Here is a 15903-nt window from a genome sequence, read left to right as displayed (position 1 = left end):
CCCATGGGAACAGGGTTTCCCAACTTCCCTTGATCGATCAGGCTCGCGCCTTCGACTGATCGATTTCAGCCCTGTCGGGCTGGGTGTCGCCTGACGCAGGTCAGCCTGGACGGGCCGGTTCCCCTCGGGGGTCCGGCCCGTCTCGTTTTGCGGCTCCGGGGTGTTGCATCGGGTGAGGACCCTGGCGTCCTGAAAGATTTTATGCATAAGCTGCTCTCGTGAATGACGGAGCGATCAAATCGGCTGGGTTGCTGGGCCTGTTCCAGGGCGCGCGCCTGACGCCCACCCAGCGGCGGATCGCGCACTGCCTGGTGGAGCACGCGTCGAAGGCGGCGTATCTGTCCGCCGCCGAGGTGGCCGATCTGGCCGGGGTGAGCCAGCCGTCGGTGACCCGGTTCGCGATGGCGCTGGGCTATTCGGGTTATCCGGCGTTGCGGCGGGAGCTGCGGGAGCTGACCGTGGACGAGCCCGGCCTGCCGACCGAGCTGAACCCGATGCAGCGCGCGGTGCATGCCGAGACCGAGCATCTGCGGCGGCTCGGCGAACAGTTGCACGACCTCGATGAGGTACGCCGTGCGGCCGCCCTGCTGATCGGCAGCCGCCCGCTTCCGGTGCTGGGCCTGCGGGCCGCGGCCCCACTGGCGGCGTATTTCGGGTACTTCGCGGCCAAGGTGTTCCCCGGCGTGCGGGTGCTGGACGGGGGCGGGACGAGCCTGCTGGACCGGCTGGATCAGGCCCGCGCGGACGGCGCCGGTGCCATGCTGGCCATGGTGCTTCCCCGCTATCCGCGCGAGTCGGTGGAGGCCGTCCGCGAGGCGAGGGCGGCCGGTCTCGCGGTGGTCGCGATCACCGATTCGGCGATCAGCCCGGTGGCCGAGCACGCCGACGTCGTACTGCCCGCCGCGGTGGGCACGCAACTCGTCTTCGACCTGCACACCGGCCCGATGGCGATGGCCATGGTGCTGTTGCAGGCGATGTGTGACGCGGCCCCCGAGCCGGTGCAGCGCCGTCTCGAGGAGTTCGAGGCGACAGCCGCTCGCCGGCACGTTTTTCTGGCCTGAGGGAGGAGACTTCGATGTCCGAGATCCGGGCGCCGCGCGGTACGGCGTACACCGCCATGGGTTGGCCGCAGGAGGCCGCCAAGCGCATGTTGATGAACAACCTGGACCCGGATGTGGCCGAGAGGCCACAGGATCTCGTGGTCTACGGAGGCACCGGCCGGGCCGCGCGGGACTGGCCGTCGTTCCACGCGATCGTGCGGGAGCTGGACACGCTGCGCGGCGACGAGACGCTGCTGGTGCAGTCCGGTAAGCCGGTCGGTGTGCTGCGCACCCACGAGTGGGCGCCGCGGGTGCTGATCGCGAACTCGAACCTGGTCGGCGACTGGGCGACCTGGCCGGAGTTCCGGCGCCTGGAGCAGCTGGGCCTGACCATGTACGGGCAGATGACCGCCGGTTCGTGGATCTACATCGGGACGCAGGGCATCCTCCAGGGCACGTACGAGACGTTCGCCGCGGTGGCCGCCAAGCGGTTCGGCGCCGACCTCGCCGGGACGTTGACGCTGACCGGCGGCTGCGGTGGCATGGGCGGCGCGCAGCCGCTGGCCGTGACGATGAACGGCGGCGTCTGCCTGATCGTCGACGTGGACCGCACCCGTCTCCAGCGCCGGGTCGACACCCGCTACCTGGACGTCATCGCCGGAAGCCTGGACGAGGCGGTGTCGATCGCGCTCCAGGCGAAGGCCGACCGGAAGGCGCTGTCGGTCGGCGTGGTCGGCAACGCGGCCGAGGTCTTCCCGACGCTGCTGCGGAACGGTGTCGCGATCGACATCGTCACCGACCAGACCAGCGCCCATGACCCGCTCAGCTATCTCCCGCTCGGCGTCGAGCTGGACGACATGGCCGAGTACGCGCGGACGAAACCCGACGAGTTCACCGACCGTTCCCGGGCCAGCATGGCCGTGCACGTCGAGGCGATGGTCGGGTTCCAGGACGCGGGGGCCGAGGTGTTCGACTACGGCAACTCGATCCGCGGTGAGGCGAAACTGGCCGGGTACGAGCGGGCCTTCGACTTCCCCGGGTTCGTTCCGGCGTACATCCGGCCGCTGTTCGCCGAGGGCAAGGGGCCGTTCCGGTGGGCCGCGCTCTCCGGGGACCCGGCCGACATCGCCGCCACCGACCGCGCAGTGCTGGACCTGTTCCCGGAGAACGAGCCGCTCGCGCGGTGGATCCGGATGGCCGGGGAACGGGTCGCCTTCCAGGGGCTGCCGGCGCGGATCTGCTGGCTCGGGTACGGCGAACGCGACAAGGCCGGCGTGCGGTTCAACGACATGGTGGCGCGCGGGGACGTCAGCGCGCCGATCGTGATCGGGCGGGACCACCTGGACTCCGGGTCGGTGGCGTCGCCGTACCGGGAGACCGAGGCGATGCTCGACGGCTCCGATGCGATCGCCGACTGGCCGCTGCTGAACGCGCTGGTCAACACGGCGTCCGGGGCGAGCTGGGTGTCGATCCACCACGGTGGCGGGGTGGGCATCGGGCGCAGCATCCACGCCGGGCAGGTGTGCGTGGCCGACGGGACGGCGCTGGCCGGGCAGAAGATCGAGCGGGTGCTGACCAACGACCCGGCGATGGGGGTGCTGCGGCACGTCGACGCCGGATACGAGTCGGGATGCGCCGGCGACGTGAAGATCCCGATGCGGCCATGAGCGAGCTTGCGAGCGAATCATCAGGCTCAGTCTTGAACTCATCGCGACGCCGGAGCGCAGCGGAGGCGTCGCGATGAGCGAGTTCGGGAAACTCTGGGCGGAGATCGCGCCGGTCGGGCGGGCGGCCGGCGGCGGCTATCTGAGGTACGCGCTGACCGCACCCGAGCTGACCCTGCGCGACTGGTTCCGCGGGCAGGCCGCCCAGCGGGACATGACGGTCACCGAGGACGGCAACGGCAACCTCTTCGCGTGGCGGGCCGAGCCGTGGGCGCCGGGGACCGTGCTGACCGGATCGCATTTCGACTCGGTGCCGCACGGTGGCGGCTACGACGGGCCGCTCGGGATCGTGAGCGCCTTCCTCGCCGTCGACGAGCTCCCGCGGGACCGGAAGGTGGTGGTCGCGGCGTTCGCCGAGGAGGAGGGTGGGCGCTTCGGCGTACCGTGTCTGGGGTCTCGTCTGCTGACCGGCGCGATCGCGCCGGAGAAGGCCGCCGCGCTGCGGGATCGCGACGGGGTCACCTTCGCGGAGGCGCTCGGGCGGCAGCCGGCCGGCGCCGATCCGCGCGTGCGGACCCTGTCGGCGGTCGTGGAGCTGCACATCGAGCAGGGGCGGGCGCTGACCGTCCCGGTCGGGGTGGCCAGCGCGATCTGGCCGCACGGCCGCTGGCGGATGGACTTCACCGGCGTCGGTGACCATGCCGGCACCACGTTGATGGCCGACCGGCGTGATCCGATGCAGACGTTCGCGTTCACCGTGCTGGTCGCCGACCGGGAGGCCCGGCTGGCCGGCGCGCACGCCACGATGGGCCGGGTGCAGGTCGAGCCGAACGCCACGAACGCCATCCCGTCGCTGGTGCGGGGCTGGCTGGACGCCCGGGCCGCGGACACCGGCACCCTCGATCAGCTGGTCGGGTCGGTGGTGCGGGAGGCGACCGAGCGGGCCAGCCGGGACGGCACCGGGGTGGAGGTGACCGCCGAGTCGGTGACCGGCGAGGTGGCCTTCGACAACGCTCTGGCCGTGCGGTTGAGTGACCTGCTGGGCGGCGCGCCGATCCTGCCGACCGGCGCCGGCCACGACGCCGGGGTGCTGTCCGCGCACGTGCCGACCGCCATGCTGTTCGTCCGCAACCCGACCGGGGTGTCGCACTCCCCCGCCGAGCACGCCTCCGACGCCGACTGCGAGGCGGGCGTCGAGGCGCTGGCCCGGGTGCTGGAGGCGCTGACGTGAGCGTCTACCACGCCAGGTACGCCTGGCTGGGTGACCGGGTGGCGGAGGACGTCCGGATCGAGGTGGTGGACGGCCGGTTCACCGCGGTCACCCCGGGCGCCCCGGCGACGGGCGAGCGCCTGCCCGGCCTGGTGCTGCCCGGTCTCGCCAACGCCCACTCGCACGCCTTCCACCGGGTGCTGCGCGGGCGTACCCACACCGGCACGGGCAGCTTCTGGACGTGGCGGGAGCAGATGTACGCGGTCGCCGGCGCCCTCGACCCGGACGGCTATCTGGCGCTGGCGCGGGCCGTCTACGCCGAGATGGCGCTGGCCGGGATCACCTGCGTGGGCGAGTTCCACTACCTGCACCACGCGCCCGGCGGGGTCCGCTACGACGATCCGAACGCGATGGGCGCGGCGCTGTTGCAGGCCGCCGGCGAGGCCGGGATCCGGATCACCCTGCTGGACACGCTCTACCTGACGTCGCGGGTCGACGGGGCGCCGTTGGAGGGCGTGCAGGAGCGGTTCGGTGACGGCGACGCGGAACGCTGGGCCGAGCGGGTGGGCGCGCTGACCGCCGCGCCGCACGCCCGGATCGGTGCGGCCCTCCATTCGGTACGCGCGGTGCCCGCCGACCAGCTGGCCGTGCTGGCCGGGCGGACACCCTTGCACGTGCACCTCTCCGAGCAGCGGGCCGAGAACGAGCAGTGCCGGGCCGTGCACGGCTGCACGCCGACCGAGCTGCTGGACCGGCACGGCATCCTCGGGCCGGGGACCACGGCGGTGCACGCCACCCACCTGACCGACGGCGACGTCAAGCTGCTCGGCGGCAGCGGCGCCGGGGTGTGCCTGTGCCCCACCACCGAACGCGACCTGGCCGACGGCATCGGCCCGGCCCGGCGGCTCGCCGACGCGGGTGTGCCGTTGAGCCTGGGCAGCGACAGCAACGCGGTGATCGACCCGTTCGAGGAGATCCGCGGGCTGGAGATGAACGAGCGGCTGGCCAGCGAGAGCCGCGGCCACTTCCCGGCCGCCGAACTGGTCGCGGCGGCGGCCCGGCACGCGGCCCTGGGCTGGGACGACGCCGGGACGATCACACCCGGGCAGCGCGCCGACCTGGTGGCGGTGAACCTGGACGGCGTCCGGACCGTCGGCGCCCGGCCCGATCAGGTGATCTTCGCGGCCACCGCGGCCGACGTCACCCACGTGATCTCCGGTGGGCGGCGGATCGTCTCCGAGGGCCGGCACACCCTGGTCGACGTGCCCCGCGAGCTGGCGAAGGTGCTGGTGGCGACATGAGTCTCCTGGTCACCAACATCGGTGAGCTGTTCACCAACGATCCCGGGCTGGGGATCGTGCACGACGTCGCCGTCGTGGTGGAGGACGACCGGATCGCCTGGATCGGGCCGGTCTCGTCCGCGCCGGCCGCCGACTCGGCGCTGGACGCGGACGGCGCCGCCGTGCTGCCCGGCTTCGTGGACAGCCACGCGCACCTGGTCTTCGCGGGTGACCGGGCGGCCGAGTTCGGGGCGCGGATGGCCGGGGAGGCGTACACCGGCGGCGGCATCCGGACCACCGTCGCCGCCACCCGCGCCGCGTCCGACGACGAGCTGCGCCGCAATGCGCGGCGCCTGGTGGGCGAGGCGCTGCGGCAGGGCACCACCACGATCGAGATCAAATCGGGGTACGGCCTGAGCGTCGCCGACGAGCAGCGGTCCGTGCGGGTGGCCGCCGAGATCGTCGAGGAGACCACGTTCCTCGGGGCGCACGTGGTTCCGGCCGAGTACGCGGACCGCCCCGGCGACTATGTGGACCTGGTGTGCGGGGAGATGGTGGAGGCCGTCGCGCCGTACGCGAAATGGGTCGACGTGTTCTGTGAGCGCGGCGCCTTCGACGCCGATCAGGCCCGCGCCGTCCTGCTGGCCGGCGCGAAACACGGGCTGGGCCTGCGGCTGCACGCCAACCAGCTGGGCCCCGGGCCGGGTGTGCGCCTGGCCGTGGAGCTGGGGGCGGCCAGCGCCGACCACTGCACCCACCTCGACGACGCCGACGTGGACGCGCTCGCCTCCTCGGACACGGTGGCCACGCTGCTGCCGGGCGCCGAGTTCTCCACCCGGTCGCCCTACCCGGACGGGCGGCGGCTGCTGGACGCGGGCGTCACCGTCGCGCTGGCCACCGACTGCAATCCGGGGTCGTCGTACACGTCGTCGATGCCGTTCTGCATCGCTCTCGCCGTACGGGAGATGCGGTTGACACCGAGCGAAGCGGTCGCGGCGGCGACCCTGGGTGGCGCGACCGCCCTGCGCCGCACCGACCTGGGCCGGGTCTCGATCGGCGCCCGCGCCGACCTGATCGTCCTGGACGCGCCCTCGCACCTGCACCTGGCCTACCGGCCGGGTGTCCCCCTGATCCGAACCGTTCTGCACCACGGAGTGCCGCAATGAGCGAGCTTGCGAGTGAATCATTGAACTCAGTTTTGAAATCATGTCGACGCCGGAGCGAAGCGGAGGTGGCGGCATGAGCGAGCTTGCGAGTGAATCATTGAACTCAGTTTTGAAATCATGTCGACGCCGGAGCGAAGCGGAGGTGGCGGCATGATCGTCACTGTTCTTTCCACCGGTGTGTCCGCCGCCGACGTCGTCGCCGTGGCCCGCACCGACGCCCGCGTCGAGATCGCACCCGCCGCCGTCGAGGCGATGGCCGCGAGCCGGGCCATCGTCGACGGCATCGAGGCGTCCGGGCGGCCCGTCTACGGCGTGTCCACCGGATTCGGCGCGCTCGCCAGCACGTCGATCGACCCGTCCCGGCGGGCCGAGCTCCAGCACGCGCTGATCCGTTCGCACGCCGCCGGGATCGGCGCGCCGATGCCCCGCGAAGTGGTGCGGGCCATGATGCTGCTGCGGGTCCGGTCGCTGGCCCTGGGTCGTTCCGGGGTGCGGCCGGTGCTCGCCCAGGGCCTCGTGGACCTGCTCAACCACGACATCACGCCGTGGGTGCCGGAACACGGCTCGCTCGGCGCCTCCGGTGACCTGGCGCCGCTCGCGCACTGCGCGCTGGTGCTGCTCGGCGAGGGCTGGGTGGTCGGCAAGGACGGCTCCCGGATCGCCGGGGCGGAGGCACTGCGCGCCGCCGGGCTGCAACCGCTCGACCTGGCCGCGAAGGAGGGCCTCGCGCTGATCAACGGCACCGACGGCATGCTCGGCATGCTGCTGCTGGCGATCACCGACGCCCGGCACCTGTTCACCATGGCCGACGTGACGGCGGCGCTCGCCATCGAGGCGATGCTCGGCTCGGAACGGCCGTTCCTGCCGGAACTGCACGAGATCCGGCCGCACCCGGGGCAGGCCGCGTCGGCCGCGAACATCCACCGGCTGCTCCAGGGCTCGGCGATCATGGACTCGCACCGCGACGACCTGGCGCACGCCGTACAGGACGCCTACTCGATACGGTGCGCCCCGCAGGTGGCCGGGGCGGCCCGGGACACCCTCGACTTCGCGCTTTTGGTCAGCTCACGCGAGCTCGTGTCGGTGGTGGACAACCCGGTGGTGCTGCCGGACGGGCGGGTCGAGTCGACCGGCAACTTCCACGGGGCGCCGCTCGGGTTCGCCGCCGACTTCCTGGCCATCGCGGCCGCCGAGGTGGGCGCGATCGCCGAACGCCGGGTGGACCGGCTGCTCGACGTGACCCGCTCCCGCGACCTGCCGCCGTTCCTGTCGCCGGACGCGGGCGTCAACTCGGGCCTGATGATCGCCCAGTACACGGCGGCCGGGATCGTCGCCGAGAACCGCCGCCTCGCGTCGCCGGCCTCGGTGGACTCCCTGCCGACCAGCGGCATGCAGGAGGACCACGTGTCGATGGGCTGGGCGGCCGCCAAGAAGCTGCGGACCGTCCTGGACAACCTGACCAGCCTGCTCGCCGTGGAACTGCTCTCCGCCGTCCGCGGCCTGCAACTGCGCGCCCCGCTCACCGCCTCCCCGGCCGGGCGGGCCGCGCTGGCCGCCGTCGAGCCGTTCGCCGGCGCTCCCGGCCCGGACGTGTTCCTGGCCCCGGTCCTGGAACAGACCCGCGCCGTGGTCGCCGGCCCGGCCCTGCGCACCGCCATCGAGACGACGGTCGGCCCGCTCAGCTGACCTCCCGGAGGGCACTCACCGGGACCGCCTGTCGCTGATGAGGGCGGTGGATACGGCAGGATCGGGGAGTGATCCATCGTCATTCCGGGCTCGTCTTCGCCGAGCACACGCTGGCCGTACCCCTGGTTCACGGGGATCCGGACGGACCGCGCATCGAGATCTTCGCGCGGGAGGTGCGGGAGGCCGATCCGGCGGCCGAAGGCCGGCCGTTCCTGCTCTTCCTCCAGGGTGGTCCGGGACACCGGGCGCCCCGGGAACTGCCGGTGTGGCTGCGCCGGGCGGCCCGTGACTACCGGGTGGTGCTGCTCGACCAGCGCGGCACCGGGCGCAGCACGCCGCTCACCCGGCAGACGCTGGCGGGGATCGGCGACCCGGCCGCCCATCTCGCCCGGTTCCGGGCGGACGCCATCGTCGCCGACGCGGAACTGCTCCGGCGGCATCTGACCGGCGACCGGCCGTGGAGTGTGCTGGGGCAGAGCTTCGGCGGGTTCTGTGCGGTCACCTACCTGAGTTTCGCGCCGGAAGGGCTGCGCGAGGTGGTCATCACGGGTGGGCTGCCGGGGCTGACCGCGACCGCGGACGACGTGTACCGGGCCGCCTACCCGCGGGTGCTGGCGCAGAACGAGCGCTACTTCGCCCGCTATCCGGAGGACGAGGCGATCGCCCGCCGGGTGGTGGACGCGCTGCGGGAGCAGGACGCGCGGCTGCCGGGCGGGGACCGGCTCACCCCGCACCGGTTCCAGGCGCTCGGCATCGGCCTGGGTTCGGCGGCCCGTTTCGACCAACTGCACCACCTGCTGGAGGAGGCGTTCGCCGGGCCCGAGCTGTCCGAGGTGTTCCTGCGCCGGGTCGACGCCGTGGTCTCCTTCGCCGAGGATCCGCTCTACGCCGTGCTGCACGAGGCGATCTACGGGCAGGGCGCGGCGACCGGGTGGGCGGCCCAGCGCGTGCGGGCCGAGTTCGGCGCGTTCGACCTGGACCGGGGCGGGCCGGTGCGGTTCACCGGGGAGATGATCTATCCCTGGCACTTCACCGAGGATCCGGCCCTGGCGCCGCTCGCCGATGCCGCGGACCGGATCGCCGGAAAGGCCGACTGGCCGGCCCTCTACGACCCGGCGCGGCTGGCCGCCAACGAGGTTCCGGTGGCGGCCGCGATCTACCACGACGACATGTACGTGGACCGGGACATGTCGCTGGCCACCGCGGCCGCGATCGGGAACCTGCGACCGTGGGTCACCAACGAGTACGCCCACGACGGTCTGGGCCGGGAGGAACGCGTCCTGGACCGGCTCCTGACCATGGTCCGCGAATAGCTAGCGGGGCAGTTCCTTGGCGATCACCTTGGCCAGCTCGCGGAAGGCCTTCCCGCGGTGGCTGATGGCGTCCTTCTCGCCCGGGCTGAGCTCGGCGTTGGTCCGGTCCTGGCCGTCGCCCACGAAGATCGGGTCGTAGCCGAACCCGCCGTCGCCGCGGCCGGACCGCAGCAGCCGGCCGGTCTGGCGGCCCTCGACCAGGTGCTCACGCCCGTTCGGCAGGACCAGGGCGGCCGCGCACACGAACGCGGCGCCCCGGTGCTCGTCCGGCAGGTCGCTGACCTGGGCCAGCACCAGGTCCAAGTTGGCCTGGTCGTCGCCGTGCCCGCCGGACCAGCGGGCACTGAACACGCCGGGCATGCCGTTGAGCGCGTTCACCGCCAGGCCGGAGTCGTCGGCGACGGTCGCCAGGCCGGTACGCTTAGCGCCCTCCCGGGCCTTGATCAGCGCGTTCTCCCCGAACGTCAGGCCGGTCTCCGGCACGTCCGGGTAGTTCGGGAAGTCGCCGAGACCGACCAGCTCGATCTGCGCCACGCCGAGCGCCGCGTCGAGGATGCGCTGCAACTCGACGAGCTTCTTCTTGTTGGCGGTCGCAAGCAGCAGCCGGGCGCTCATGCCGTCACCTCCGCTTCGCTCCGGTGCCGGCATGAGTTCAAGACTGAGCCGAATGATTCGCTCGCAAGCTCGCTCATGAGGCCAGCGCCTTAGCCTGCGCGGCGGCCAGCTCGGCACACCCGAGCACACCGAGGTCGAGCATCGCGTCCAGCTGGGCCCTGCGGAACACGCCGTTCTCCCCCGTCCCCTGCACCTCGACGAAGTCGCCCCCGCCGGTGCAGACCACGTTCATGTCGACCTCGGCGGTCACGTCCTCGTCGTACATCAGATCGAGCCGGGCCTCGCCGTCGATGATGCCGACGCTGACCGCCTGGATGGAGGTGTGCAGCACCTTCTCGATCTTCCCGGCCAGCGACTTGCGCTCGGCCAGCCAGGTGACGGCGTCGTGCAACGCCACATAGGCCCCGGTGATCGCCGCTGTCCGGGTGCCGCCGTCGGCCTGGAGCACGTCGCAGTCGAGAACGATCGAGTTCTCCCCCAGTGCCTTCAGGTCGATGCAGGCGCGCAGGCTGCGGCCGATCAGGCGGGAGATCTCCTGGGTGCGCCCGCCCACCTTGCCCTTGACGCTCTCCCGGTCGCCGCGGGTGTTCGTGGCCCGGGGCAACATCGCGTACTCCGCGGTCACCCAGCCGAGGCCGGAGCCCTTGCGCCAGCGCGGCACCCCCTCGGTGACGCTCGCGGTGCACAGCACCCGGGTGTTGCCGAACTCCACCAGCACCGAACCTTCGGGGTGGATGCTCCATCGCCGGGACAGGGTCACCGGCCGCAGCTGGTCGGCCGCTCGGCCGTCGGGTCGCGCCATGCCCCCAACCCTATGCGTAGCGGGCCGCACCGGCTTCGTCCGCCCCGGCCTCCCGGGCGGGTGTGGTGCGCCGCGGCGACGGGAGGTACGGCCGGGACGGCACCGCGGGCCTGATCAGCGCGGGCGCGGCCGCCGGCGCGGGCACCGCCTCGTGCGCCTGGAGGAACCCGGCGACCGCCTCCGGCCAGCCGTACTGTTCGGCCTGTTCACGGGCGGCGCCCCGGCGCTCCACCCGGGGTCGTTCCATGAGCCGGCTGACCGCGTCGGCGAACGCCTCGGCGGTGCCGGCCGCCGCGATCCCGCCGTCGCCGACCACCTCGGGAAGGGCACTCTGCTCGTTCACCACCACCGGCGTGCCACAGGCCATCGCCTCCAGCGCCGCCAGGCCGAACGTCTCCACCGGACCGGGTGAGAGCGCCACGTCGGCGCTGGCCAGCAGCGCGGCCACGGCCGAACGGTCGGAGATGTGCCCGGCGAAGCGGACCGGCAGCCGGGCCGCCCGGTACGCCAGAGCGGTCCGCCGGGTCCCGTCGCCGGCCATCACCAGCACCGCCGGCACCTTGCCGTTGCGCAGCGCGGCCACCGTGTCGACGGCCAGCTCGGGCCGTTTCGCCGCGGACAGCCGGCTGCAGTAGACCATCAGCAGCTCGTCCGGCCGGGCGTAGCGGGACCGCACCGCGACGTCCATCTTGCTCGGGTGGAACAGTTTGAGGTCGACCCCGAGCGGCACCTCCACCAGGTTCGGCACGTCCAGCCGGCGGAACTCGGCGGCGGCGAACGAGGTGGTGCAGACGATCGTGTCGAACGCCTCGGCGGTGCGCCGGTTGAACCGGTCGGCAAGGGCGTCCCGTTTCGGCATGCCCCAGACGCCGAGCAGGCCGGCCAGGCTCTCGTGGGACACCATCATCGACCGGACGCCGCGCTGCCGGGCCCAGTTGCCGGTCCAGCGCAGGGTGGTGCGGTCGGAGACCTCGATCCGGTCCGGCTCCAGGCTGTCCAGCAGTTTGACCAGCTCACGGCGGCCGGCGAGGACCCGGTAGCCGCCGGTGCGGGGCAGCGGGGCGCTGGGCAGCGTGATGACGCGGCCCTGCTTGGTCATCTTGTCGGAGTAGCGGCGGCCGGGGATGACGAGGACCGCCTCGTGACCGGCGGCCTGGTAGCCGCGGCCGAGCTGGCGCAGTGCCGTACGCAGGCCACCGGTGTGAACCGTGACGAAGTTGGCCAGGCGAACGATACGCATGCAACAACTCCAAGGTCACGTACTACCCGGTCCTACCCCCCGTCCGGCCTAGAGATCGTATCTGGCACCGGGACGGACGACTTCGACCGGCCCCGCATAGGCGGCGGTGGCCGCTTCCACAATAGATGCCTCACTCGCCCACGCCGGGACGAGATGGGTCAACAGCAGCTTTCCGACATCCGCCTTGGTGGCCGCCTCGCCCGCCTCTCCACCGGTCAGGTGCAGGTCGGGCGGATTGACCACACCGTCCTGATAGCTGGCCTCGCACAGGAACAGGTCGGCGCCGGCGGCCAGGCGCAGCAGCGCCTCGCAGGGTGCGGTGTCCGCCGAGTAGGTCAGCACCCGGCCGTTGTGTTCGACGCGGACGCCGTACGTCTCGATGGGGTGATTGACCCGGTCGACGGTGATCGTCAGCGGCCCGATCGGGAACGTCCCCGGCTGGAGGCCGTAGAAGGTGTAGACGTCGTCGACCGGCTCGCCCTCGGTGCTGTAGGCGGCGGCGATCCGCTCGGCGGCGCCCATCGGGGCGTAGACCGGCACGGCCGGCAGCGGCCCGGCCGGGTCGTAGCGGCGGACCACCACATAGGTGCACGCATCGAGCATGTGATCGCAGTGCAGGTGGGTGAGGAGGATGGCGTCGACGCGCCGCATGTCCGAGTACCGCTGGAGGGCGGAGAGCGCCCCGGAACCGAAGTCGATCAGAAGCCGGAACCCGTCGGCCTCCACGAGATAGGCCGAACAAGCCGACTCGGGGCCGGGAAAACTGCCGGCACAACCGAGAACGGTTAGTCGCATCCGGGTCCCTCTGGCTCACACTGGGTCGGCTTCGAAATCGCCGTCCACACCCCCACCGACCAGTCAATCACGGTGCGAAGCGTACGCCCCGACCAGTGTCTCGCGTTAACAACTGATCGATTTGTCGCTAAATCGACAACGCACGTCACAGCACCTTCGACCAGCTCATCACCTTTGCACCGTCACGTCCGGTGATCTATCCGCGTTGCTCTGGGTGAACGCCGAAGAAGGTCGTCGGACGGAGGCGGCATGACCGCTCTGAAGCAGGGCCATACCACCCGCGTCGTGGTGCCGCCGCAGCGGCACCCGGAGGAACCGGCGGTCTTCCGCTTCCCCACCCCGGATGATCCGGCGCCCGGCGCCGCCCGGGTGCTCGCGATCGCCCTCTACGGGACCGTGCTCGGGATCTGCGGGGTCGGCGTCGGCCTCTACGCCGTGATCGCCGTCTTCGGTGGGGCGCCGGCCTGGTACCTGCCCGCCCTGGCCGCGCTCACCATGCTGAGCGTGGCGCCGGTGGTGGCCGCCTTCCTCTCCATCCACCGGCGCTTCCTGCCCTGGGTCCTGCTGCTCGCCGCCGCCCCACCGATGGCGGCCGACGTGATGGTGGCGCTGGCCTACTGAGGGCTCACGCCCACAGTTGACCTTCGAGCGCCTCCTCGGCCTCGTTCAGCGTGCCGCCGTACGCTCCGGTCGACAGGTACTTCCAGCCGGCGTCGGGCACCACGAAGGCGACGTCGGCCCGGTTGCCGGCGCGGACCGCCTCGTGCGCCACCGCCAGCGCCGCGTGCAGCACCGCGCCGGTGGAGAAGCCCGCGAAGATGCCCTCCACCTCGATCAGCTGCCGGGTACGCAGGACCGCGTCCCGGGTGCCGACCGAGAAGCGCCGGGTCAGCACCGAGGCGTCGTACAGCTCGGGGACGTAGCCCTCGTCGATGTTGCGCAGGCCGTAGACCAGTTCGCCGTACCGGGGCTCGGCGGCGATGATCTGGATGCCCTCGATCTTCTCCCGGAGGAACCGGCCGGTGCCCATCAGCGTGCCGGTGGTGCCCAGCCCGGCCACGAAGTGCGTGATCGTGGGCAGGTCGTGCAGCAGCTCGGGACCGGTGGTCTCGTAGTGGGCGCGGGCGTTCGCCGGGTTGCCGTACTGGAACAGCATCTTCCAGTCCGGGTGCTCGGCGGCGATCTGCTTGGCGGTCGCCACGGCCTGGTTGGAGCCCCCGGCGGCCGGCGAGAAGATGATCTCCGCGCCGTACATCCGCAGCAGCTGGGTCCGCTCGGCCGACACGTTCTCCGGCATCACGCAGACCAGCCGGTAGCCCCGCAGCTTGGCCACCATGGCCAGGGCGATGCCGGTGTTGCCGCTGGTCGGTTCGAGGATGGTGTCGCCCGGGCGCAGATGCCCCGACTCCTCGGCCTCCCGGACCATGAACAGGGCCGCGCGGTCCTTGATGCTGCCGGTCGGGTTGCGGTCCTCCAGCTTGGCCCAGAGCCGCACCGGCGGCGCCCCTTCGGGCACCGCCGGTGAGAGGCGGGGCAGGCCGACGAGCGGCGTGCCCCCGCACGCGTCCAGCAGGCTCTCGTAACGAGCCATCAGACAGAAACCTTCAGTCCGGCTTACGGGCGGCGGGTGGGGCGGTCGGACAGGTTACTGCCCATCAGGGCGGCGGCTGCCGCGAAACCGAGCGCGCCACCGGCCACGGCCGGGAGGATGGTGATCGAGTCGCCGTCCTTGAGCTTGGCGTCGAGCGCGCCGAGGAAGCGGACGTCCTCGTCGTTGACGTAGATGTTCACGAACCGGTGCAGGCCGCCCTCGGCGGTGATCAGCCGGCCCTTGAGACCGTTGTGCTTGGCGTCCAGGTCGTCGATGAGCTCGATGAGGGAGTCACCGGCGCCCTCGACGATCTTGGCACCGCCGGTGTAGCTGCGCAGGATGGTGGGGACGCGAACTTCGATAGCCATGGCTGGAATCTCCTAGAGAAGTCGAACTTGACGGGCTTTTACCTGGTCGCTTTACCGGCAGCGACACTCGTAGAAGACCGATGCCGGGCTCTGCCCGAACATGTACGACTGCACAGCTGTGGAAATCACGCCTTCACCGTCGCATCCACGATGTTGACCTCTTCCTCGGTCACCACACCGTCCACGATACGGAACGACCGGATCTCCTCGGAGTCCGGCTCGCGGGTGGAGACCAGGAGATAATGCGCGTTCGGCTCGCCGGCGAACGAGACGTCGGTCCGGGAGGGATAGGCCTCGGTCGCGGTGTGCGAGTGGTAGATGACCACCGGCTCCTCGTCGAGGTCGTCCATCTCGCGCCACACCCGCAGGTGCTCCATCGAGTCGAACTCGTAGAACGTCATCGAACGCGCGGCATTGTCCATCGGGATGTGCCGACGGGGCACGTCACTGCCGATCTCTCCGGCCACGACGCCACAGGCCTCGTCCGGGTGGTCCCGGCGGGCGTGGGCGACGATCGCGTCGATGATCGCTCGGTCGATGGTCAGCACGCCGTTCACATTACCGTGAGATTTCCCGGGCCCCACCGTGGCGGTTCACACACCTACCGGATCTCGGGAAGCGCGTTGAGCAGCGACTCCTGGAGATAGCCGAGGTAGGCGTAGACCGACAGCTGGAACACCCGGCTCGAACCCGGGTCCTCCAGGACCGCGTTGTCCAGCTCCTCACCCAGGTCGGTGTCGGCCTGGATCTCCAGCCGGGTGCCCATGGCCAGGCGGGCGTCGTTGATCGCGCGCAGCCAGGCCTCGGCCGCCTCACCGTCCAGCCGCACCTCGCCCTCGCCCTCGTCGGGCAGGGCCGCGAGGATCGCGCCGGCCTGGTCGATCTTGCTGGTCTTGAGATCGCCCTCGGTGTAGAGGCGGAACTCCTGCGAGTCCTCCGGGAGCTCGGGATAGATGTCCGGGAAGAGGCGGGACACCACCGGATCGGTGTGATCCATCCCGTCGGTCAGCAGGCCGACCACCTCAGCGGCCACCTTCCGCAGGACCCGCACCTCATCGTGCGCGAACGTGGCGACACACTGGCCACCGCTGCGTCGGAACATCTTCTTCCCCACCCGCTTGTCGGGACCGCCG

General features: G+C 71.6%; 15 protein-coding genes and 1 pseudogene. 8 read left to right on the top strand and 8 right to left on the bottom strand.

All coding sequences use genetic code 11. The annotated features are described in order from the left end of the window. The first annotated feature begins 218 nt into the window (after positions 1–218). From BJ964_RS14965 to BJ964_RS14935, 7 genes are all read left to right on the top strand, one after another. On the top strand, positions 219–1061 hold the full coding sequence (locus BJ964_RS14965) for a MurR/RpiR family transcriptional regulator (RefSeq protein WP_188121232.1): 843 nt from the start codon (positions 219–221) through the stop codon (positions 1059–1061). A gap of 14 nt (positions 1062–1075) precedes the next feature. Continuing rightward, positions 1076–2707 carry a urocanate hydratase gene (hutU, locus tag BJ964_RS14960; protein ID WP_188121231.1) on the top strand — a complete coding sequence of 544 codons (1632 nt, stop codon included), beginning with the start codon at positions 1076–1078 and terminating at the stop codon, positions 2705–2707. A gap of 73 nt (positions 2708–2780) precedes the next feature. Then, positions 2781–3935 (top strand): allantoate amidohydrolase, encoded by a 1155-nt coding sequence (locus BJ964_RS14955; protein ID WP_188121230.1) that lies wholly within the window; start codon positions 2781–2783, stop codon positions 3933–3935. Then, entirely contained in the window at positions 3932–5215 is a 1284-nt protein-coding gene (locus BJ964_RS14950) for a formimidoylglutamate deiminase (protein WP_188121229.1), read from the top strand. The genes BJ964_RS14955 and BJ964_RS14950 overlap by 4 nt, the downstream gene beginning before the upstream one ends. After that, positions 5212–6360, top strand: coding sequence for an imidazolonepropionase (gene hutI / locus BJ964_RS14945; RefSeq protein WP_188121228.1), 1149 nt, complete (start codon positions 5212–5214; stop codon positions 6358–6360). Before BJ964_RS14950 ends, hutI begins: the two co-directional genes overlap by 4 nt. A 150-nt stretch (positions 6361–6510) precedes the next feature. After that, the gene (gene hutH / locus BJ964_RS14940) at positions 6511–8046 is read left to right on the top strand and encodes a histidine ammonia-lyase (RefSeq protein ID WP_188121227.1); all 1536 of its coding nucleotides are present in this window, start codon (positions 6511–6513) and stop codon (positions 8044–8046) included. Positions 8047–8114: 68 nt separating this feature from the next. Continuing rightward, on the top strand, positions 8115–9359 hold the full coding sequence (locus BJ964_RS14935) for an alpha/beta fold hydrolase (RefSeq protein ID WP_188121226.1): 1245 nt from the start codon (positions 8115–8117) through the stop codon (positions 9357–9359). Here BJ964_RS14935 and rdgB read toward each other — a convergent pair whose 3' ends face one another. The 4 genes from rdgB to BJ964_RS14915 form a co-directional block, all read right to left on the bottom strand. Then, a complete protein-coding gene (gene rdgB, locus BJ964_RS14930) occupies positions 9360–9974 on the bottom strand; it encodes an RdgB/HAM1 family non-canonical purine NTP pyrophosphatase (RefSeq protein ID WP_188121225.1) in 615 nt (204 codons plus the stop codon). Between the two features lie 73 nt (positions 9975–10047). Further along, on the bottom strand, positions 10048–10776 hold the full coding sequence (gene rph, locus BJ964_RS14925; protein ID WP_188121224.1) for a ribonuclease PH: 729 nt from the start codon (positions 10774–10776) through the stop codon (positions 10048–10050). A 10-nt stretch (positions 10777–10786) separates the two neighbouring features. Further along, a complete protein-coding gene (locus BJ964_RS14920) occupies positions 10787–12016 on the bottom strand; it encodes a glycosyltransferase (protein WP_188121223.1) in 1230 nt (409 codons plus the stop codon). A gap of 48 nt (positions 12017–12064) precedes the next feature. Then, positions 12065–12811: an MBL fold metallo-hydrolase gene (locus tag BJ964_RS14915; RefSeq protein WP_183224892.1), complete on the bottom strand. Its 747-nt coding sequence runs from the start codon at positions 12809–12811 to the stop codon at positions 12065–12067. A 249-nt stretch (positions 12812–13060) separates the two neighbouring features. On the opposite strand from BJ964_RS14915, the gene BJ964_RS14910 reads away from it, so the two are divergent. After that, positions 13061–13432, top strand: coding sequence for a hypothetical protein (locus BJ964_RS14910; RefSeq protein ID WP_188121222.1), 372 nt, complete (start codon positions 13061–13063; stop codon positions 13430–13432). Between the two features lie 4 nt (positions 13433–13436). Here BJ964_RS14910 and BJ964_RS14905 read toward each other — a convergent pair whose 3' ends face one another. The 4 genes and pseudogenes from BJ964_RS14905 to BJ964_RS14890 all read right to left on the bottom strand — a co-directional run bounded on the left by BJ964_RS14905 (position 13437) and on the right by BJ964_RS14890 (position 15872). After that, on the bottom strand, positions 13437–14402 hold the full coding sequence (locus BJ964_RS14905; protein WP_183224894.1) for a PLP-dependent cysteine synthase family protein: 966 nt from the start codon (positions 14400–14402) through the stop codon (positions 13437–13439). A 23-nt stretch (positions 14403–14425) separates the two neighbouring features. Next, a complete protein-coding gene (locus tag BJ964_RS14900; RefSeq protein ID WP_188121221.1) occupies positions 14426–14770 on the bottom strand; it encodes a MoaD/ThiS family protein in 345 nt (114 codons plus the stop codon). Positions 14771–14821: 51 nt separating this feature from the next. Further along, positions 14822–15318: pseudogene (locus tag BJ964_RS14895) on the bottom strand (Mov34/MPN/PAD-1 family protein). A 53-nt stretch (positions 15319–15371) separates the two neighbouring features. After that, entirely contained in the window at positions 15372–15872 is a 501-nt protein-coding gene (locus BJ964_RS14890) for a DUF2017 domain-containing protein (protein WP_188121219.1), read from the bottom strand. Positions 15873–15903: the final 31 nt, after the last annotated feature.

Source organism: Actinoplanes lobatus (assembly GCF_014205215.1).
Taxonomy (GTDB): Bacteria; Actinomycetota; Actinomycetes; order Mycobacteriales; family Micromonosporaceae; genus Actinoplanes; species Actinoplanes lobatus.
The sequence above is the reverse complement of the archived record's forward strand: the minus strand, read 5'-3'. Positions and strand labels throughout refer to the sequence as shown.

Excerpts from the sequence above, each read along its gene's own strand:
- rdgB (WP_188121225.1), bottom strand. The coding sequence starts at position 9,974 with ATGAGCGCCCGGCTGCTGCTTGCGACCGCCAACAAGAAGAAGCTCGTC.
- BJ964_RS14920 (WP_188121223.1), bottom strand. The coding sequence starts at position 12,016 with ATGCGTATCGTTCGCCTGGCCAACTTCGTCACGGTTCACACCGGTGGC.
- rph (WP_188121224.1), bottom strand. The coding sequence starts at position 10,776 with ATGGCGCGACCCGACGGCCGAGCGGCCGACCAGCTGCGGCCGGTGACC.
- hutU (WP_188121231.1), top strand. The coding sequence starts at position 1,076 with ATGTCCGAGATCCGGGCGCCGCGCGGTACGGCGTACACCGCCATGGGT.
- BJ964_RS14915 (WP_183224892.1), bottom strand. The coding sequence starts at position 12,811 with ATGCGACTAACCGTTCTCGGTTGTGCCGGCAGTTTTCCCGGCCCCGAG.
- BJ964_RS14900 (WP_188121221.1), bottom strand. The coding sequence starts at position 14,770 with ATGGCTATCGAAGTTCGCGTCCCCACCATCCTGCGCAGCTACACCGGC.
- BJ964_RS14905 (WP_183224894.1), bottom strand. The coding sequence starts at position 14,402 with ATGGCTCGTTACGAGAGCCTGCTGGACGCGTGCGGGGGCACGCCGCTC.
- hutI (WP_188121228.1), top strand. The coding sequence starts at position 5,212 with ATGAGTCTCCTGGTCACCAACATCGGTGAGCTGTTCACCAACGATCCC.
- BJ964_RS14910 (WP_188121222.1), top strand. The coding sequence starts at position 13,061 with ATGACCGCTCTGAAGCAGGGCCATACCACCCGCGTCGTGGTGCCGCCG.
- BJ964_RS14890 (WP_188121219.1), bottom strand. The coding sequence starts at position 15,872 with ATGTTCCGACGCAGCGGTGGCCAGTGTGTCGCCACGTTCGCGCACGAT.
- BJ964_RS14955 (WP_188121230.1), top strand. The coding sequence starts at position 2,781 with ATGAGCGAGTTCGGGAAACTCTGGGCGGAGATCGCGCCGGTCGGGCGG.
- hutH (WP_188121227.1), top strand. The coding sequence starts at position 6,511 with ATGATCGTCACTGTTCTTTCCACCGGTGTGTCCGCCGCCGACGTCGTC.